We start from the raw sequence: 19,599 nt of genomic DNA on the forward strand, positions 1-19,599 counted from the left end.
CTGAAGGAGTCGTTGCTCGTATCTGCATGCATGCCACCTCAACCCCTGATGAAACGCAGCCTGCTGCATAACGGGGTTGACTGGTCCGCCACATGGGTCAACCCCGCAGGCCATCCAAAGGAAACCGCATGCCGACCAGTACACCCCGCGCCGCCCGCGGCCCGCTACGTCGAGGCCTTCTTGCCACTGCGCTGATGCTGCTCGGCGGCACCCTGCTCACAGGCTGCCAGGCGGTGCTTTTCGGCAGCCTCAACACCGCCACCAGCAAGGCGGGGGTGGTCGTGCAACGCGGCATGGTGTTCGACCCTGCGCACCAGCTGGCACTGGATATCTATCGGCCGAGCGACGCCAGCCATGCGCCGGTGGTGGTGTTCTTCTATGGTGGCAGCTGGAAGTCCGGCAAACGGTCGTGGTACGCGTGGGTGGGCGAAACGCTCGCAAGGCGTGGCCTGGTGGTGGTGATTCCCGACTACCGCCTGTGGCCGAAGGTGAGACTGGATGGCTTCATGCAGGACGCTGCACACGCCGTGGCATGGACGCATGCACACGCCGACGAATACGGCGGCAACCCGGACGACCTGTTCGTGATGGGTCACTCCGCCGGCGCGCACATCGGCGCGCTGCTGGCCACCGATGCGCACTGGTTGAATGAGGTAGGCATGCAGCCGCGGCAGCTGGCCGGCTTCATCGGCCTGGCCGGGCCGTACGATTTTCTGCCGTTGAAGGATCCGGATTTCATCGACATGTTCGGCGCCACGCATGCGGCACAACTGCGCTCGCAGCCGGTGCACTTCGTCAATGGCGATGAGCCGCCGATGCTGCTGATGCAGGGCACGACCGACAAGATCGTGTGGCCGCGCAATACCGAATCGCTGGCACGTGCCCTGCGCCAGGAAAACGAGCCGGTCGAGGTCAAGCTCTATCCGGATATCGGCCACTTCGCGATCCTGTTCTCGATCTCGAAGCCGCTGCGCGACAAGGCGCCGGTGATCCAGGATGTCGTGCAATTCATCCACGCGCATCGGCGTGCGGAATCCATGGCGGTGCCGGCGGAAACCAGCGCGCCTTGATCAGCGCTGCGCCGGCTCGATCGCCTGGGTGATCGCCTCGAACACCCATTGCCGAAACCACCCGTGCGCGCGATCGTCGTCTTTCGACGCATGCCAGTAGGCGAGGATCGGAAATGCCTTCAGCCTTATCGGCAACGGCTGCACGGCAATCGGCAGCAGCGTGGCCAGGTGGTTGGCATAAGAGCGCGGCACGGTCAGCAGCATCTGCGTGGCCGCCGCAATCTGGCAGGCGGAAAAATAGTGCTGGCTGACCAGCTGCACGTGACGGAACATGCCGTTCTGGCCGAGCAGCATGTCCAGCGCATTGGCCTCGCCCAGCGCCGACACGGCGACGTGGCGCGCGCTCATGTAGTCGTTGCGCCGAAGCTGCGTGGCGCACGGATGATCGGCACGCATCACCACCACCAGCGACTCGTCGAGCAGGCGCTTGCGGGAGATGCGTGCGCTGGCGCGCAACGGCCGGTCCACCACCAGGTCCACCGTGCCTGCCGCCAGCTCCCGTTCCACGTCATCGGCGGCGACGCGGCGACTGACCACGCGCAACTGCGGTGCGTGCCGTTCGATCCGTGCCAGCAGCGAAGGCAGGGCGATCGATTCGAGGATGTCGCGAAATCCGACGGCCAGCTCGATATCCAGCTGCGCCGGGTCGAAGCGCGCTTGCGCGTGCGCGCTGGCATGCAGGCCCTTCAGGTGCATCCGCACCGCTGGCATCATCGTGCGCACCTTTTCGGTAGGCAGCAACCGGTTGCCCTGGCGCACGAACAGCGGGTCGCCCAACTGGTCGCGCAGGCGTTGCAACGCATGCGTGACCGCCGGCTGGGTCAGATGCAGGACGCGCGCAGCGGCGCTGACGCCGCCATGGCTGTAGATCGCGTCGAGCACGCGGAACAGGTTGAGGTCGATGCGGTTGTCGGTGCGGTCCATGTGCTGCTCCGTAAAGGGTGCCTCGAAAAACCATCGTCATTCCCTCGACGCGCTTTTCGACAGCCGAATGGCTGGTCGAGCAGGGACCCGGCGACTTCCAGCGACCGAATCCAATGGCACTGGATCCCTGCTTGCGCAGGGATGATGAGCGAAAACCCATCGACCATTCTAATGGGTAGTCATAAAGCATATTCATTTCACTAATTCTATGGGTGAGGCGTAGGCTGGCCGCTGGTCAGGAGGAATGCACGTGGACTTTGCCGCCTCGGAACGCACCCAGGCTCTGGTCGAACGCCTCTGCGCCTTCATGCGCGACGAGGTGGTTCCGGCCGAGCGGATCTACGCCGCACAACTGAGCGGCAGCAGCAACCATCGCCAATGGCGGCAACCGGCGGTGATGGAGGCCTTGAAGGCCAAGGCGCGCACGGCGGGACTGTGGAACCTGTTCCTGCCCGATGCCGAACACGGCGCGGGGCTAAGCCACATGGACTACGCGCCGCTGGCCGAGATCATGGGGCACTCCTTCATCGCGCCGGAAGTGTTCAACTGCAGCGCGCCCGACAGCGGCAACATGGAAGTGCTGCACCGCTACGGCACGCCGGAACAGCAGCAGCGCTGGCTGCAGCCCTTGCTGGGTGGCCGGATCCGCTCGGCCTTCGGCATGACCGAGCCGGACGTGGCCTCTTCCGACGCCACCAATATGCAGGCCACCGCCACGATCGAAGGCGACCAGGTCGTGTTGAACGGGCGCAAATGGTGGACCACTGGCGCCGGCCACCCGCATTGCCGCTTCGTGATCTTCATGGGGCTGAGCGATCCGCACGCCGAGCCACACCGGCGCCACAGCATGGTGATCTGCCCGCTTGATGCGCCCGGCGTGAACATCGAACGCATGCTGCCGGTGTTCCATCACTTCGACGAACCAAGCGGCCATGGCGAGTTGAGCTTTACCAATGTGCGGCTGCCAACGGAGAACGTGATCCTCGGTGCAGGCCGCGGCTTCGAGATCGCCCAGGGTCGGCTGGGACCCGGACGCGTGCATCACTGCATGCGCGCGATCGGCGCGGCGGAGCGCGCGCTGACCCTGCTATGCGCTCGTGCGCGTTCACGCGTCGCGTTCGGCAAGCCGCTGTCTGAACTGGGCAGCAATCCCGACATCATCGCCAACCTGCGCATGGCGATCGAGCAGGCGCGACTGCTGACGCTGAAGACCGCCTGGACACTCGACACACACGGCACCAAGGCCTCGCTCAGCCTGATCTCGCAGATCAAGGTGGCCGTGCCGGCGATAGCCCAGCAGGCGGCCGATGCGGCAATCCAGATCCACGGCGGCGCCGGCCTGTCCGACGATTTTCCGCTGGCGCAGCTGTACGCGTATGCGCGCGTGCTGCGTCTGGCCGACGGCCCGGACGAAGTGCATCGCGGCGTGATCGCACGACTGGAAATGAAGGCGCAAGGCGCACAGGAGGCGGCACGATGACCACGCCGCTGGATCAACCGCGTGCGGTGCGCGACGAGGATGCACTCGATCTGCAACGCGTCGATGCATTTCTGAAGCAACATATTGCCGGACTCGAAGGCATACCGACGCTCGCACAGTTTCCCGGCGGCGCCTCCAATCTCACTTACCTGATCACCTACAGCGATCGCGAACTGGTGTTGCGTCGCCCACCGGGCGGCGCCAAAGCGAAATCCGCACACGACATGTTGCGCGAGGCGCAAGTGATGGCGGCACTGAAACCGCATTACCCATATGTGCCGGCGATCCTCGCCACCTGCGACGACACATCGGTGATCGGCCATGACTTCTACGTGATGGAGCGCCTGCGCGGCAGCATCCTGCGCCGCGAACTGCCGGCCGAACTGTATCTCGATGCGGAAGGCGTGCGCCAACTCTGCCGGGGGTTCATCGACCGGCTGATCGAGCTGCATCGGGTCGATGCCTCGCTGCCTGAGCTGCAACACATCGGCAAGGGCGGCGGCTATATCGCACGGCAGGTCGCCGGCTGGAGCGACCGCTGGCAGAAGTCGCTCACCGAGGACACCGATGCCTGCACCGACGTCGTCGCGTGGCTTGCGGCAAAACAGCCGGCGCGCGACAACGCCAGCTGCGTGATCCACAACGACTACCGCTTCGACAACGTGGTGCTCGATCCCGAGCATCCGCTGGACATCGTCGGCGTGCTGGACTGGGAGATGGCCACCATCGGCGATCCGTTGATGGACCTGGGCGGCTCGCTGGCCTACTGGGTGCAGGCCGACGACGACGCCACCTTCCAGTCCTTCCGCCGCCAACCCACCCACGTGGCCGGCATGCTGACGCGCCGCGAGGTGATCGATTACTACGGCCAGCGCAGCGGCTTGCACGTGGACAACTTCGATTTCTACGAAGTGTTCGGGCTGTTCCGGCTGATGGTGATCATCCAGCAGATCTACCGCCGCTTCGCGCTGGGCCAGACCAGCAACCCGCAGTTCGCCGGCTTCGGCCACGCCGCCCTCTACATGGGCGGTCGCTGCCGCCGCATCATCGGTCGTTCCACGCTGTGAGCGCGCGCAGCCTGCTGCTGATACGCCATGGCCAGGCCAGTTTTGGCGCCGATGACTACGATCGCTTGTCGCCGCTTGGCGAAGAACAGTCGCGACGGCTGGGTTCGTGGCTTACCGCGTGCGGCCCGACCCCGGACCTGATCGCGATCGGGCCGCGCGCGAGGCATCGACGCACGGCCGAACTCTGTCTCGAAGCCGCCGGCATCGACCTCCCGCTGGTGACACTGGATGGTCTGGACGAAGTCGATCACCACGAACTGCTCGCGCGGCATCGACCTGATCTGAGCGGGCCAGGCGTGCTGCGCAAGGAATTGAAGCAGGCATCCGATCCACACCGCGCTTTCCAGCGTCTGTTCGCCGATGCCGTCGCCCGCTGGGTCGACGGTGCACACGACACCGAGTACCAGCTCACCTGGCCGCGCTTTCGCGGCAACGTCATGCATGCACTGCAGGCACTGACCGAACATTCGGCGCACACGATCTGGGCCTTCACCTCGGGCGGACCGATCGCCGTACTCGCCAACGCGCTGATGGAGGCGCCCGCTGCACAGACCTTCAAGCTCAGCTGGCCGCTGGTGAACACCGGCCTCACCCGACTGCGGCTAGGCCAACGCGGCGCCACGCTGATCACCTACAACGCCTGGCCGCACCTGGAACACGCGAACGAGCATCATCTCATCACACTGCGCTGACTCCCTTCCACTTCCGCCAAGAGACCTCGCCATGAGCACCACTACGAACTTCGATCTCAAGGGCAAGATCGCCATCGTCACCGGCGCCAGCCGCGGCATCGGCGCCGAGATCGCCAAGCTGCTGGCCGCACACGGCGCGCATGCGATCGTCTCCAGCCGGCGCGAAGCCGATTGCCAGCTGGTGGTCGACGAGATCGTCGCAGCAGGCGGCTCGGCCGAAGCCTTCGCCTGCCATATCGGCGAGCTGGCGCAGATCGAGGCGCTGTTCGCGCACGTGACGCAGAAACATGGCCGGCTCGACATCCTGGTCAACAACGCGGCCACCAATCCCTACTTCGGCAGCATCCTCGATACCGATCCGGGCATCTTCCAGAAAACCGTCGACGTGAACATCCGCGGCTATTTCTACATGTCCACGCATGGCGCGAAGTTGATGACGGCCAACGGCGGCGGCGCGATCGTCAACGTGGCCTCGGTCAACGGCGTGGTGCCGGGCTTCCAGCAGGGCATCTACTCGATCACCAAGGCGGCGGTGATCTCGATGACCAAGGCGTTCGCCGTGGAATGCGCCGCCGCTGGCATTCGCTGCAATGCGCTGCTGCCGGGACTGACCGACACCAAGTTCGCCTCGGTGCTGGTGAATACGCCGGCGATCCTCAAGCAGGCGCTGGCGCACGTGCCGATGCGCCGCGTGGCGCAGCCGTCGGAGATGGCCGGCGCCGCACTCTATCTAACCTCCGACGCGTCGTCGTACACCACCGGCGCAGTGCTGAACGTCGATGGCGGCTACCTCTGTGTCTGATCCGATCAACATCACTCCCATCGACTCCGTTCTCATAAGGAAACCTCGAAAAACCATCGACATCCCCATAAGCATCGGCCTCATCAACATCCGCAGGAATACGCCATGACCGAACCTTCCGCACAACGCGTCGCCGGCAAGCATGCCTTCGTCACCGGCGGCGCCGGAGGCCTCGGCGCCGCGATCGCGCGCATGCTCGCGCGGCACGGCGCGAATGTCTTTTTGACCGATATCGACGAAGCCGGCGCGCGCACCGTGGCCGACGAGATCAATCGCGAACGTGGCCGGCAGGTCGCCTGGTCCGCCGCACAGGATGTGCGCGACGAGGAACGCTGGCACGCGCTGCTGGCCGAAGCGAGCGAGACCATGGGCGGCCTCTCCGTGCTCGTGAACAACGCCGGCATCGGCTCACTCGGCACGGTGGAACAGATCGAACTGAAGGAGTGGCGCCGCGTGATGAGCGTCAACGTCGAGAGCATCATGCTCGGCTGCAAACATGCGCTGCCGCTGTTGCGCGCGCATCAGCCCGCGTCGATCGTCAACATCTCCTCGCTGGCCGCGTTCAAGGTCGGCCCCGATTACACCGCCTACAACACCTCCAAGGCCGCGGTGGCGATGCTGACGAAATCCGTCGCGATCGACTGCACAAGGCAAAAGATCGACGTGCGCTGCAACTCGATCCACCCAGCCTTCATCCGCACCGGCATCGTGGCGCCGTTCTTCGAGGCGCTGGGCGAAGAGGAAGCCACCCGCAAGCTCACCCACGGCATTCCCATGCATCGCCTCGGCGAACCGGACGATGTCGCCTATGCCGTGCTGTACCTGGCCTCCGACGAAAGCCGCTACGTCACCGCCGCCGAAATGGTGATCGATGGCGGCGCCTGCGCCGTATAGTCGAATACACCCACTCCCTTTCCTGCATCACGGTGAATCCCATGTCCTACGCCAATCGTCAGCTGCGCCTGAAGACCCGCCCCGAAGGCCTGGTCAAGCGCGAGAACTTCGACCTGGTCGAACAGGCCGTGCCCGAGCTGAAGGACGGCGAGGTGCTGCTGCGTGTGCTGTACCTCTCGATGGACCCGACCAACCGCGTGTGGATGCGCGACATCCCGCAATACCTGCCGCCGGTGGCGATCGGCGAAGTGATGCGCGCGCTCGGCCTGGGCCGCGTGGTGCAATCGCGCTCGGCGCACTACCAGGTGGGCGACCTGGTGCAAGGCATCACCGGCTGGCAGGACTATCTGGTACTGCACGACAGCGCCAAGGGCTACGTGCGCCTGCCCGCCGATCCCGGCATTCCACTGCCCACCCTGCTCGGCGCCTGCGGCATGAGCGGCGTCACCGCCTACTACGGCCTCACCGACATCGCCCCGGTGCAGCCCGGCGAAACCCTGGTGGTCTCCGCCGCCGCCGGCTCGGTCGGCTCCATCGCCGGCCAGATCGGCAAGATCCACGGCGCCCGCGTAGTCGGCATCGCCGGCGGCGCCGACAAGTGCCGCCACCTCGTCGACGAACTCGGCTTCGACGCCGCCGTCGACTACAAGGCCGAAGACTTCAAGCAGCAACTCAAGGCGGCCACCCCCGACGGCGTCCACGTCAACTTCGAGAACGTCGGCGGCGAAGTGATGCGCGCGGTGCTCTCACGCATGGTCATCGGCGGCCGCATCGCGATGTGCGGGCTGATCTCCGGCTACAACAGCAACGAGCGCCCCAGCGACGACTACGGCGTATTCGTGATGAAGCGCCTCAGCATGCGGGGGTTTCTGATTCTTGATTACACGAAGACACGCGAGGCGGTGCAGGTGCTGGGTGGGTGGATTCGCGAGGGGAAGTTGAAGGCCGAGGAGACGGTGGCGGAGGGACTGGAGAATGCGCCCGAGGTACTCAACCGGTTGTTTGATGGGAGTCATCGGGGGAAGTTGGTGTTGCGGGTGGACCCGCAGTCATAAGGTGCGCTTGTTGTGTAATGTCCACTATCAGCCATAGCGGACGCAGCCGGTTTCGGGAATTCGTTAGATTGGGGGCCCTCAGATGCTTGGTTCGTGGATATTTGCCCTTGCTTTTCAGGTAGCCGGAGTCGCACCAATTCCACACGGGGGTGTATCGAAAGTTGGCGCAGCTCCAGTTGAACTCACCTCTAGCGTCGAGCAGCTCTCTGTCGATGCATCAATGGGCAATGCGGTAGCGGCGTCGCTATTAAGTGACTACTTTCGCTATGAGAAAAATTACGATGCGAAATGGAAATATTGGGTATTAATTGCGGCTGAAAACGGTTACCTCGCATCGCAATTTGATGAATACAATATTTTGAGAGTCAGTGACGACCCGATCTCTCAACGTCGAGCCCTCTACTGGCTTAAGAGATCCGCACAGGGAAATTATGAGAACGCAGTTATCGAGCTTCGGAGCTGTTTTCCACACGGTGATTTTGAACATCACGCTAATGGCTGCCTCGGCTCAAAGGCTCAATGAGTGGAATTCTCCTTGTGCTGACGTTCCCACCTATCGGTCTCTGCTGCGAGAACGACACGGCATGTAGCTAATCTCCGCTACCGGTTGCTGCCTCAACCGGTCGATGCAGCAGTTTGTCAATATCGTTCTGGCTGATTCGCGAACGGCGTTGAAGCAAGAGCTTTCGTGCGCTTTCGGCACCCGAGTTACTTTCTCTTTGCGTGGCCAAAGAGAAAGCTAACCAAAGAGAAAGGCCACCCCGCTTGGCGCTTGCCGGGCATCCTGCCCGGCAAGTCCGTGAGCCGGGGCCCCGGTAGAGCAGTGGGCCATCGTGCCCCGCACTCGATGGAGAGCTGAAAGCACACAAGCAACAACAAGAGCAAAGCATCGCTCAACGGTTGTTTTGCTCTTGTTCCACTTCTTTTGATCTGGCTCTTCTGAAAAGTACGCGCAGGATGCGCGTTGCTCTACCCGGGGCCCCTCTGAAGCGGCGGGCGGGTGGAGGAAAGCCCGCAGGGTGGCCGGCATGGATGCCGGCCAGTTTGGCGTCAGGGCAGGATGCCCTGTCGACAAACCCCGTAGCCCGACCGCGGACCTTGCGGGCAGGGATGCCCGCAAGGCGCGTAAGCGGGGTGCCCCTCCCTTTGGTTACTTTCTCTCGGGCAAGCGAGAGAAAGTGACTCGCCCTCCGAAGGAGGACGAAAGCTCTTGCTTCAAAAATGGCAACGGCCGAAACCGCCAAACCCACTCAATCCGAAATCGCCAACACACACTCATCCGCACCGTAACTGCGACAACAAACCGGAAAGATCGACAGACTGCCCGGCGCAATGGCAGCCCCTAGCAACCCCTCCAGGAAACCACTGAAGAAACTGCACCCGGAGTGGCCATGCTCGGCGCAAAGCGCACTGTCCTGGATGTGCAGCTGGGCGCCCTGCAGGTCAACCTCGGCCAGGGCGCGCAGCGCCGGAACCCCGATACGCTCGATCGCGTCATGCAGATCGAGCCCTCCATCCAGCGCGTACTCGCGCTCGAACACCCACCCCCCGATGCGCTGCCCAGCCAATGCCAGCGACGACTCGCGCGCCGCTTCGGCAACCGTGCGATCCAGCGCCAGCAACTGCGGCACGATCCGTGGATAGTCGTATTCCAGTCCACGCAACAGCTTGTCTACAGCCGGTTCGTCCGGCCCCTGCGGGATCAACTCGACGAACGGTGCCGCCGCCGCGGGTGCAGGTGCTGCAGCCGGTCGCGGCGGATTGGGCAGGATGAACTCGAACTCCGGCTCGGACTCCCGCTCGGGCGGCAACTGCTGTGCTTCCGGCACATCCACGATCGCAGGCGCCACCACCGGCTCGGGCTGATCGACTAGCTTTGGTGCCACTGCCGCAGCAGCTGGCGCTGGTTCCAGCATGGGAGCGGGCGGAGCCGTATACGGCGACGGCTTGCGCGATGCGGCGAAATGCGGCCTCGATTCGCCTTCGACGTACGGCTCGACTTTCAAACTGAGAAAGCGGTCATACGCGTTCAACGCCGACACGAGCGCCCGCTTCTTGAGCCAGGGTCCGCGCACCACCATCGTCATCAGGATGCCGTGCGGATCCTGCACCAGACGCTGCCGCTGCAAGGTGAATCCGTTGGCGATGACGAACCCGCCAACTTCAATGAGCAGGCCCTCCCGACTTTCCGAGAGCGCCTGGATTTCCAGCTCGATCATCAGGCCCCCCTGTATTCGATGCCGGTGAAGCAGATTGTGAGGAATGCGATGTCCGTCTCGGCGTACAGACGATGGGCTGCAGCTGAAGACTGCAATGACAGGTCTGGATTCTATGATCTACGGGGCGGCATTTGTGCGAAGCGCTTCCGGTACCGCGCCGAAAAACCTCACCGCACCCGGACCAGACGGGTGCCCCGATGAATGGCCGAAGCAGCCGGCACCTTGCAGGTACCGGCCTGCTTGAAGCCCTGCCACGCCTTCAGCGCATGATCGCCACCGGATCCTGCTTCGCCTTCAGCGCGCTGCACAACTGGATCGATTCGCTGGTCTGCGCCAGGCCGCGATCGATGCCGTCGGCGTCCTGCATGCGCGACTTGAAGAATGCCTGCAGGCGATCGTGTTCCGGCTGCGAGCAGCCACCGCCTGCCGCCAGTCGCGGCAGGTATCCGCCCGCGAAGCTGCCGGTGCGCGCCAGCACCTGCGAGTAGTGCGTCGTGAACCATTGCCACATCGCATCGCGGCCAGTGTTGGTGTCGCGATCGCCCATCAGCAGCATGGCCATTTCGCCCACCTTGACCTGCTTGTCCAGCGCGAAGTTGCGCACCGCGTCGGTCAGGGCAGGATCCTCCACGCTCGACAGGCCACCGAGGATGCTGTTGCGCAGCGCTGCGTCGCTGGTCTTCGGCAGCTCGCCGAGCAAGGCATCGACTGCCGGCTTGCCCTGCTCCTGGGCAGCCACGCCCAGCGCATCACCAAGCAGATCAGGATCGGCTGCAGTCAGATCCAGGCGGCCATCCGGCCTGGGCTTGAGTGCAGCCTCACCCTGCCTGAGCAGGGCTGCGCGCACTTGGGGCAACTTGAAGTCGAACGCCAGGCTGCTGGCGAGCGTGCTGCGCAACAAGGCATCGCCCTCGGATTCGCCCGCCTTGCGCCGGTAGCCAAGCTGTTCCAGTCGCGGCAGGTAGGCGTCCTTCACCCATGCGGCCAGACGGGCACGCTGGGCATCGGTGGTGGCTTCGTTGTGGTAAATCCATTCGACCTGACTCAGCGGAGCGGTGCTCACCTCGCGGATCTTCGAGCTCGTCAGCGGCTGCAATGCCGCCAGCACGTCGCCGGCATCCAGATCGCCATGGCGGAAGCTGGCGTTGACCGCGTCGGCATACGCCAACTGCTCGGCGTCGCTGAGCTTGCCGACCTGCTTGATCAGGCCGCTCAGTTCGGTCTTGCCCAGGCTGAAGCGGTAATAGCCGCTGGCATTCGCGTTCGGCATGATCCAGGTCGGGTTGCTGGCGTCGGCCAGCACCATCGAGCCGGTCGCCTGGTCGAGCATGTCGCAGCTGACCTTGCTGCCGTCCGCCGTGCCGTAACGCACGCACACCGGCACGCCCCAGATGCGCTTCGCATCGCCACTGCTGCCGACCGGCAGGTAGCGGCTCTGGCTCAAATGCAGCACGGTCTTGCCATCCTTCTGCTCCAGCCTGGTCTGCACGTAAGGCACGCCGGACTGGTCGAGGAAGCTGTTGAACGCATGCTTGAACGCGTCGCCCTTACCGGCGGCCGTGGCGATCGCGCCGACCAGATCACTGGCCACGGCATTGCCGAACTTGTGCTGCTGGATATACGCCTGCATGCCTTTCTGGAAGGTCTTCTCGCCGACGTAGTTCTCGAACATGGCGATCACGCCGGCACCCTTCTGGTAGGTGATGCCGTCGAATGCGGTCTCGATGTCGCCATTGCCGGTAATCGGCTGGCGGATCTTGCGCGCGCTGACCAGGCTGTCGCTGCTCATCGCACCCTGCACGCCACGCACCCGGTCGAGATCGGCGCGGTATTCCGGATGCACCTGCATCGTCACCTTTTGCTGCATCCAGGTGGCGAACGCCTCGTTGAGCCAGATGTCGTTCCACCATTCCAGCGTCACCGTGTCGCCGGTCCACTGGTGCGCCAGCTCGTGCGCGGTGACGTTGAACGACCCCTGCACGTTGCGCGCCGGCGAATCCTTGTCGAGCAGCAGCAGCCAGTCGCGGAAGGTGACCAGGCCGGCGTTCTCCATCGCACCGGCGGCGAAGTCCGGCGCGGCGAGCACGTCGAGCTTGTCCCACGGATAACCGAAGCCGTAGTAGTTCTCCAGCGCCTGGATGATGCTCGGCGTCTCGCCGAGCACATGCGACATGCGATGGGCTTCGCCGGCGGAGGCGATGCCGCGTAGCGGCAGCGGCGTGGAACGATAGGCGTTCGGCGCGATGTCCGGACCCTTGGCGATGTCCCATGGCCCCACGCCGAACGCCACCAGATAGGTCGGCAGCGGCAGCGTCTGCGCGAAGGTCAGCGTCTTCCAGCCGGCACCGGCCGGCGTCTCCTTGGTCTGCTGGGTGTTCGCCACCGCGGTATCGCTATCGGGAATCGTCAGGCTGATATCGAATGGCGTCTTGAAGCCTGGCTCGTCGAAGCTCGGAAACGCGAAGCGTGCGCTGATCGGCTCCATCTGCGTCATCGCATACGGCTGGCCCTTGGCGCTGACCTTGTACAGGCCCTGCAGCTGCGCATTGAGCGGCGCGGTGTAGTCGAAGCGCAAGGTCAGCTCCTGCGGCTTCAGCGTGCTGCCGAAATCCACCCGCACCACGCCGGCCTTGGGATCCGCATTGACGTATTTGCCCGCATGCACCTTGCCGGCCGCGTCGGTGATTTCCACCTTGGACACTTTCAGCTCATTACCGTCCAGCCACAGGTGGTCGGAAGCCTGGGTCAGCTTGACCTTGATCGTGGTGGTGCCGGAGAAATCCTCCTTCGCCGGATCGACCTTGAACGACAGCTGGTACGACTGCGGCACCGCCCAGTGCGGCAGGCGGCCCTGGGGCGCTTGTTCGGTGGTGGCGAATGCAGCACCGCAGCAGGCGGCGAGCGCGGTCGTCAGGAGGGGGCGAACGATGCGGCGCATGGGCTTTCCCTGGGTTGTGTAGAACACCCACGCTAAGACCCAACATGACTTTCGACCCAGTGCCAGAAGGCATGGCAGCTCCGCGCCCGAAACCCGGCACACCCGGCGCGCTCCGCCTGCATGAGGGCGAAAAAAAGCCGGCGGTGAAATGACTTCACCGCCGGTGGGGTCTGCGCATCAGGGAGGGAGGGGACTCCTGACGCGCATGGGCTGCTGTCGGCCCGTCGGGTGGCGGGGACACCATGGGCGACGCCGACGGCACAAACCATAGAACCCATGCTTGCATCGTTCAAATTGATTGTTACCATCGCTGCCATAGGTTGAATCTATTGCTTCAGCGAGGCGCACGATGAACCTGCGGGATCTGCAATACCTGGTGGCACTGGCCGAACATCGCCACTTCGGCCGCGCCGCGGACGCCTGCTTCGTCAGCCAGCCGACCCTGTCCACCCAGATCAAGAAGCTCGAGGACGAGCTTGGCGTGCCGCTGGTCGAACGCACGCCGCGCAAGGTGCTGCTGACCGAGGTCGGCCGCGACATCGCCATCCGCGCACGCGACGTGCTCAACGAGATCGAGCAGATCCGCGGCGTGGCCCGGCGCACGCTCGATCCGGAATCCGGCACCGTGCGGCTGGGCATCTTCCCGACGCTGGGCCCTTACCTGTTGCCGCACGCGCTGCCGCTGGTGCGCGCGGCGTTCCCGCGGCTGGAACTGCTGCTGGTCGAGGAGAAGACCGAGGCAGTGCTGCGCCTGCTGCGCGAAGGCAAGCTGGATGCCGGCATCCTCGCCCTGCCGCTGCACGAGGACAGCCTGCATACCGAGTTCCTGTTCGAGGAACCGTTCCTGCTGGCGGTCTCCGGCGACCACCCACTGGCACACAGGCAGGCACAACTGAAACTGGACGACCTGTCCAACCAGAACCTGCTGCTGCTGGAAGACGGCCACTGCCTGCGCGATCAGGCGCTGGAGGTATGCCACATGGCCGGCGCCGGCGAGCGCAGCGGCTTCCGCGCCACCAGCCTGGAGACACTGCGGCAGATGGTGGCGGCGAATGTCGGCATCACCCTGCTGCCGGTCACCGCGGTGAAGCCGCCGGTGGCGCCGGTGGAGAACCTGCACCTGATCGAGTTCAAGGGCCATCCGCCGAGCCGGCGCATCGCCATGGTCTGGCGCAAGAGCTCGGCGATGGACGGGTTCCTGCGCCGGCTCGCGGCGATCTTCCAGCAGCTGCCGGCCGACCTGCTCGACGCCCACACCGCTGCCACGCCGCTGGCCGCGCCAGCGACGAAACGCCGTACTGCACGCCGATAGCCACAAGCTATCCGCTCCATCGACACAATCAATTTCATCCGCTGCCCGCCGGGCGCTACGCTCGGCCGGTCACGACCGCCAAGGCCAACTCGCAACCCCTCCCAGCCCAACGCCACGAGGTGATGTCATGAGCAACCTGAAAGGCTCCAAGACCGAGCAGAACCTGAAAGACGCCTTTGCCGGCGAATCGATGGCCAACCGCCGCTACCTCTACTTCGCCGCCAAGGCAGACGTCGAGGGTTACAACGATGTCTCCGCGGTGTTCCGCTCCACCGCCGAAGGCGAGACCGGCCACGCCCACGGCCACCTGGAATACCTGGAAAACGTGGGCGACCCCGCCACCGGCCTGCCGTTCGGCGAAACCCACCTGAACCTGAAAAGCGCCATCGCCGGCGAGACCCACGAATACACCGACATGTATCCGGGGATGGCCAAGTCGGCACGCGACGAAGGCTTCGACGAGATCGCCGACTGGTTCGAGACGCTGGCCAAGGCCGAACGCTCGCATGCCAACCGCTTCACCAAGGCGCTGGGCGAACTGGGCTGAGGGAATAAAGCTCGTCATCCCCGCGCAAGCGGGGATCCAGTGCCTTGTACTACCCGGGTTCCTGAAGTCACTGGATTCCCGCTTGCGCGGGAATGGCGGCGTTCAAGCAAGTCCCATCCGGGTCTTGGAGACGATGATGGCCGAGCCGATCGGCGGCACCCGCGAAGGCAACCTGGAAGCGCCTACCCGGCATCCGCTGGACTGGCTCAACCCCGAGTTCATGGACCAGCAGGCGCTCGACGCCGAGCTGGAGCGCGTGTTCAACATCTGCCACGGCTGCCGCCGCTGCGTCAGCCTGTGCCATGCCTTTCCCACCCTGTTCGACCTGATCGACGAATCGAACACGATGGAGATCGACGGCGTCGACAAGGCCGACTATCCCAAGGTCACCGAGCAGTGCTACCTGTGCGATCTGTGCTACCAGACCAAGTGTCCGTATACGCCACCGCATCCGTGGAACGTGGATTTCCCGCACCTGATGCTGCGCGCCAAGGCGGTGGCGTTCGAGCGTGATGGCGCTCCGCTTTCGGCGAAGATCCTTTCCAACACCCGCGCCGTCGGCAAGCTCGCCTCGATCCCGGTGGTGGTGCAGGTGATCAACGCCGCCAACCGCAACCCGGGCGCACGCAAGCTGCTGGAGAAAACCATGGGCGTCGATGCCGACGCGCGGGTGCCCGAGTACCACACGCCCACCGCGCGCAGGCGTCTGCGCGATCTCGACGGCAGCGGTACGGCGGCACCGGCCGGCCGTACGCGCGGCAAGCTCGCCCTGTTCGCCACCTGCTACTGCGACCATTCCGATCCGGTCGTGGTCGAGGACCTGGCTGCGATCCTTGCCCACAACGCGATCCCGACAAAACTTGTCGAGCAGGAAAGCTGTTGCGGCATGCCCAAGCTGGAACTGGGCGACCTGCAGACGGTGAAGAAGTACAAGGAGCGCAACATCCCGCTGCTGGCCAAGATGGCGCGCGAAGGCTGGGACTTCACCGCGGCGATCCCGTCCTGCGTGCTGATGTTCAAGCAGGAACTGCCGCTGATGTTCCCCGACGATGCCGACGTGGCGCTGGTGCGCGAGCGCTTCTTCGATCCGTTCGAATACCTCGCCGAGCGGCACAAGGCCGGCCTGCTGCAGACCGACTTCAAGCAGTCGCTGGGCAAGGTCGCCTGGCAGGTACCGTGCCACCAGCGCGTGCAGAAGATCGGGCCGAAAACGCGCGACATCCTGCAACTGGTGCCGGACACCGAAGTCATCACCATCGAGCGCTGCTCCGGCCACGACGGCACCTACGGCGTGAAGCATGCGACCTATGCGCTCTCGCGCAAACTGGCCAAACCGGTGGAAAATCGCGTCGAGCAGGCCGATCCCGACCACTTCACCAGCGACTGCCCGATGGCCGGCGGCCATATCGCCCACGGCCTCGACGACAAACCGGCGGCGGAACATCCGCTGAGCCTGCTGCGCAAGGCTTATGGCATTTGAGGAGCGAGTGGAGAGGAGTGAGCAGTGAGTGAAACCCTCGCCGCTCGCCAAGCCGCTCTCCGCACTTTGCTCTCCTTTCACTATCTCACCCCTCTCCACTCACTCCTGGTTCCATGAACAAACTGACCCGCGCCGACCTGCTCACCCTCGAAGCCTACGCGCAGCAACGCGGCGAATTCCGCGCCCGCGTGATCGCACACAAAAAGCAGCGCAGCGTGCACCTCGGCGAACATCTCAGGCTGATCTTCGAGGATCGCCTGAGCGTGCAGTACCAAGTGCAGGAAATGCTGCGCATCGAGCGCATCTTCGAGACCGCCGGCATCCAGGATGAACTCGACGCCTACAATCCGCTGATCCCCGATGGCCGCAATCTCAAGGCCACCTTGCTGATCGAGTACGACGACGTCGAGCAGCGCAAACGCGAGCTGGTACGTCTGCGCCACATCGAGCACGCCATCACGCTGACCGTGTATGGGCACGCGCCGGTCACCGCGATCGCCGACGAGGACATGGAGCGCAGCAACGACGAAAAAACCGCCGCCGTGCATTTCCTGCGTTTCGAGCTCGGCGCAGCGATGATCGCCGACTGGAATGCCGGCGCAGCAGTCACGCTGGCCTCGACATTGCCGGCGATGCCGGTGGAGGCCACCCTGACACCCGAACAGCGCTGCATGCTGGCGGCCGATTTCAGCTGAACATGCGCAAGTTCATAGTCGCCATCGCCCTGCTGCTGGTGCTGTGGGGAGGAGCCTCGTGGTGGCGGCATCGACCGCTGCAGCAGCCACCCGGCGTGCTGGCACCGGACGAACCCGAGCAGGACGACATCGAGAATGGCGCGAAGCTGCAACGCGGCGACGTTACCCTCAGCACGCGCGCCCGCTTCATCCTCACCGCCCGCGTGCTGTCGCGCGCCGATTATTCCTGGGGCGCCGAAGGCAAGTTGATCCCCGAAGACCTCGCGCTCGGCTGGGGCCGCATGTCCGACAGCGCGGTACTGGCGAGCATCGAGATCAGCCAGTCAGACCGCTTCTACTACTGGCACGTGAAGCAATTCCCGATCCCGCGTCGCGAGATCGAGACACACAGCGCCAACATGCACATGATCCCCGCCGATGCCGGCGTGCTGCACACACTTAAGGAATTACGTCCGGGCGAGGTCGTGCACATCGAGGGCTTCCTGGTCGACGCCAGCCGCCCCGACGGCTGGCACTGGAACACCTCGATGACCCGCGACGATGTCGGCGCCGGCGCATGCGAGCTGGTTTATGTGGAGAGCCTCGATATCGTCACGCCGTGATGGCTATTACACCCCCCGATTTTTCGGACGTAACTCATACACCCTCAAAAGTGCCGGATAACACGACGTCCCCAAAAGCTCACCCAGCACGTCAGCCCGACGCAACGTCTTATCTAAAAAGGAAATTCGCGACTTGCATGGAGCACAGCCAGGGCAACATACTCGGCGCAGCACCTCACTTTTGAGGTGTATTAATACTAAGCGTTAGCCTTCATCGGACAGGATATGGCAGCTCAACTAGCCGCAATGCAGATCCACCTTTGGATCCTCACAGGCGTGCTTGGCATCGTTTTACTCGGAAATATCGCCTGCAACTATCGAAACTCTCGGCATAACGGCGACTATCAAAAAATGAAAAGCCTGTGGGAAACCCGCAAGCACTTGGAGTTACTTGCCTTTACCTCGGCGCGCCTCCAGCGATTTCCGGCGAGCTCAATGCATTTGATGTACAAGACGATGTCACTTTTAGCTCTTGGCCGTTTAGACGAGGCCGAGGCGGCAGCCGAGACATTCAAAGATGCAGCTCCAAACATGCGTCACGAAGCACTTGGTCTACTTGGCTCAATCGCAGAAAAGCGCGCCGGCCCAGGCTAACAATTCGTTCAAGGCGGACGGCTCCGCCGCCGCTTAACTCCAGCGTTAGATGCCAATGAGAATTCTTCGTTTAATATTGACATTAGGTCTAGCAGCCCTCCCTGGTACTGGCACCTGTTGTCAGGTTACGACGCAGGCAGAACAATCCGCTCAGGACGCCGTTGACTTCGCTCGCCAACAAGAACTCGTCAAAGAACTATCAGACCAAGCTGATCTAATTGTCGTTGCCCGCACAATTTCCGCACCTATGGACTCTTCCTCAGCCACTTTTTCCGTCATCAGCGCTTTTAAGGGCCACGCTTCTGGCATATTGCCGCTATCTTGGCAAAGTGGCGTTACGGTGAGTTGCTACGTTGCTGACATGTTCAAGAGTGTCGAGGTCAGGCCCGGCCAAATTTATCTTTTGTATGTTCTTTCAGGACATATTCTTCGTGCCGCACCTTTCGATCGCAGGTACGGTGGGCCTTCATATGCGCAAGAGCTGCAGCTTATCCACCTACGAGTTGGCTTCTAACTACTAGTTCAAGGCGGACGCCTCCGGCACCGCTGAACTCCAGCGTTAGGCAAGGACTGCAACCATGAACGATGCTAGCCACCCAAGCTCTCGCCATCTTGCCCTAGCCCGAGGCCAAAGGATGGTCATGACAGCAATTGCAGGCTACTTTATAGCCGTGGCTGTCGCTGTAAATGTGCCGCGCTTTTCAAGCATTCCGTTCCCGGTCCTAGGCATACTACTGTTACTTGGTTTTTTAGGTGTTCTGGATATTTGCAATGGTTTGGAATATAAGCCACTCAAAAAATATCTATGCCTCGCATCAATGCTTCTACCATTTGCCAACGTAGCCATTATTCTCGTACTTAACTATAAGGCAAACCGAAAACTGAAGCATGCTGGCTTTCACGTGGGCATATTCGGTGCAACCATAATTGGCGCGCCTAAAAGTTCATTCAAGCGGACGCGCTAAGGATGGTCTGATCATCCCTAATGGAACATGTTTCCAAGAAACTCGAAACATAACAAACTGTTGTTGAACGACCAAGGTACATTGTCACGGCGTTTGCTTGCGCAACCACCGCGCCAACTCAGCTTGGCGCCGGAGCAAGTGCGTAATACGGCAAGAGTAAAAGCGCGATGAGCCAACTGCTGCGATTTCCGAGTGCCACCAAGCGCGATCAAGCCGTCGAGGCATGGATGCAAGCGCATGCGGATGAATTGGGAGAAATCGCG

General features: G+C 63.2%; 18 protein-coding genes. 15 read left to right on the forward strand and 3 right to left on the reverse strand.

Annotation, left to right across the window (positions count from 1 at the left end):
• Positions 1-128 precede the first annotated feature (128 nt).
• A complete protein-coding gene (locus tag B0E46_RS08485) occupies positions 129-1,070 on the forward strand; it encodes an alpha/beta hydrolase (RefSeq protein ID WP_077555349.1) in 942 nt (313 codons plus the stop codon).
• Here the strand turns inward: B0E46_RS08485 and B0E46_RS08490 are convergent, their stop codons facing one another.
• Positions 1,071-1,994 (reverse strand): LysR family transcriptional regulator, encoded by a 924-nt coding sequence (locus B0E46_RS08490; RefSeq protein ID WP_077555350.1) that lies wholly within the window; start codon positions 1,992-1,994, stop codon positions 1,071-1,073.
• A 250-nt stretch (positions 1,995-2,244) separates the two neighbouring features.
• Between B0E46_RS08490 and B0E46_RS08495 the strand changes: the two genes are divergently transcribed.
• The 7 genes from B0E46_RS08495 (at position 2,245) to B0E46_RS17295 (ending at position 8,507) form a co-directional block, all read left to right on the forward strand.
• The gene (locus B0E46_RS08495) at positions 2,245-3,474 is read left to right on the forward strand and encodes an acyl-CoA dehydrogenase family protein (RefSeq protein ID WP_077555351.1); all 1,230 of its coding nucleotides are present in this window, start codon (positions 2,245-2,247) and stop codon (positions 3,472-3,474) included.
• The gene (locus B0E46_RS08500; protein ID WP_077555352.1) at positions 3,471-4,541 is read left to right on the forward strand and encodes a phosphotransferase family protein; all 1,071 of its coding nucleotides are present in this window, start codon (positions 3,471-3,473) and stop codon (positions 4,539-4,541) included. Before B0E46_RS08495 ends, B0E46_RS08500 begins: the two co-directional genes overlap by 4 nt.
• Complete coding sequence (locus B0E46_RS08505; protein WP_139350474.1) at positions 4,538-5,233, forward strand: histidine phosphatase family protein; 696 nt, start codon at positions 4,538-4,540, stop codon at positions 5,231-5,233. The genes B0E46_RS08500 and B0E46_RS08505 overlap by 4 nt, the downstream gene beginning before the upstream one ends.
• Before the next feature lie 31 nt (positions 5,234-5,264).
• The gene (locus B0E46_RS08510; protein WP_077555353.1) at positions 5,265-6,035 is read left to right on the forward strand and encodes an SDR family oxidoreductase; all 771 of its coding nucleotides are present in this window, start codon (positions 5,265-5,267) and stop codon (positions 6,033-6,035) included.
• Between the two features lie 105 nt (positions 6,036-6,140).
• On the forward strand, positions 6,141-6,929 hold the full coding sequence (locus B0E46_RS08515) for an SDR family oxidoreductase (protein WP_077555354.1): 789 nt from the start codon (positions 6,141-6,143) through the stop codon (positions 6,927-6,929).
• Positions 6,930-6,970: 41 nt separating this feature from the next.
• Positions 6,971-7,984 carry an NADP-dependent oxidoreductase gene (locus B0E46_RS08520; protein WP_077555355.1) on the forward strand — a complete coding sequence of 338 codons (1,014 nt, stop codon included), beginning with the start codon at positions 6,971-6,973 and terminating at the stop codon, positions 7,982-7,984.
• 82 nt (positions 7,985-8,066) lie between these two features.
• Positions 8,067-8,507, forward strand: coding sequence for a hypothetical protein (locus B0E46_RS17295; protein WP_139350475.1), 441 nt, complete (start codon positions 8,067-8,069; stop codon positions 8,505-8,507).
• Between the two features lie 727 nt (positions 8,508-9,234).
• Here the strand turns inward: B0E46_RS17295 and B0E46_RS08525 are convergent.
• Together B0E46_RS08525 and B0E46_RS08530 are read right to left on the reverse strand one after the other, a co-directional pair.
• The gene (locus B0E46_RS08525; RefSeq protein WP_077555356.1) at positions 9,235-10,203 is read right to left on the reverse strand and encodes a hypothetical protein; all 969 of its coding nucleotides are present in this window, start codon (positions 10,201-10,203) and stop codon (positions 9,235-9,237) included.
• Positions 10,204-10,462: 259 nt separating this feature from the next.
• A complete protein-coding gene (locus B0E46_RS08530) occupies positions 10,463-13,141 on the reverse strand; it encodes a M1 family metallopeptidase (RefSeq protein ID WP_077555357.1) in 2,679 nt (892 codons plus the stop codon).
• A gap of 349 nt (positions 13,142-13,490) precedes the next feature.
• Between B0E46_RS08530 and B0E46_RS08535 the strand changes: the two genes are divergently transcribed.
• The 7 genes from B0E46_RS08535 to B0E46_RS17300 all read left to right on the forward strand — a co-directional run bounded on the left by B0E46_RS08535 (position 13,491) and on the right by B0E46_RS17300 (position 19,336).
• Positions 13,491-14,453: a LysR substrate-binding domain-containing protein gene (locus B0E46_RS08535; protein ID WP_077555358.1), complete on the forward strand. Its 963-nt coding sequence runs from the start codon at positions 13,491-13,493 to the stop codon at positions 14,451-14,453.
• Positions 14,454-14,580: 127 nt separating this feature from the next.
• Positions 14,581-15,000: a rubrerythrin family protein gene (locus tag B0E46_RS08540; RefSeq protein WP_077555359.1), complete on the forward strand. Its 420-nt coding sequence runs from the start codon at positions 14,581-14,583 to the stop codon at positions 14,998-15,000.
• A gap of 136 nt (positions 15,001-15,136) precedes the next feature.
• On the forward strand, positions 15,137-16,480 hold the full coding sequence (locus B0E46_RS08545; protein ID WP_077555501.1) for a heterodisulfide reductase-related iron-sulfur binding cluster: 1,344 nt from the start codon (positions 15,137-15,139) through the stop codon (positions 16,478-16,480).
• A 113-nt stretch (positions 16,481-16,593) separates the two neighbouring features.
• On the forward strand, positions 16,594-17,175 hold the full coding sequence (locus tag B0E46_RS08550) for a DUF3501 family protein (protein WP_077555360.1): 582 nt from the start codon (positions 16,594-16,596) through the stop codon (positions 17,173-17,175).
• Positions 17,176-17,177: 2 nt separating this feature from the next.
• Positions 17,178-17,777: a hypothetical protein gene (locus tag B0E46_RS08555; protein ID WP_077555361.1), complete on the forward strand. Its 600-nt coding sequence runs from the start codon at positions 17,178-17,180 to the stop codon at positions 17,775-17,777.
• A 225-nt stretch (positions 17,778-18,002) separates the two neighbouring features.
• Positions 18,003-18,371: a hypothetical protein gene (locus B0E46_RS08560; protein WP_139350476.1), complete on the forward strand. Its 369-nt coding sequence runs from the start codon at positions 18,003-18,005 to the stop codon at positions 18,369-18,371.
• A gap of 578 nt (positions 18,372-18,949) precedes the next feature.
• Positions 18,950-19,336, forward strand: coding sequence for a hypothetical protein (locus B0E46_RS17300; RefSeq protein ID WP_139350477.1), 387 nt, complete (start codon positions 18,950-18,952; stop codon positions 19,334-19,336).
• Positions 19,337-19,599 lie beyond the last annotated feature (263 nt).

It is taken from the genome of Rhodanobacter sp. B04 (assembly GCF_002001125.1).
Taxonomy (GTDB): Bacteria; Pseudomonadota; Gammaproteobacteria; order Xanthomonadales; family Rhodanobacteraceae; genus Rhodanobacter.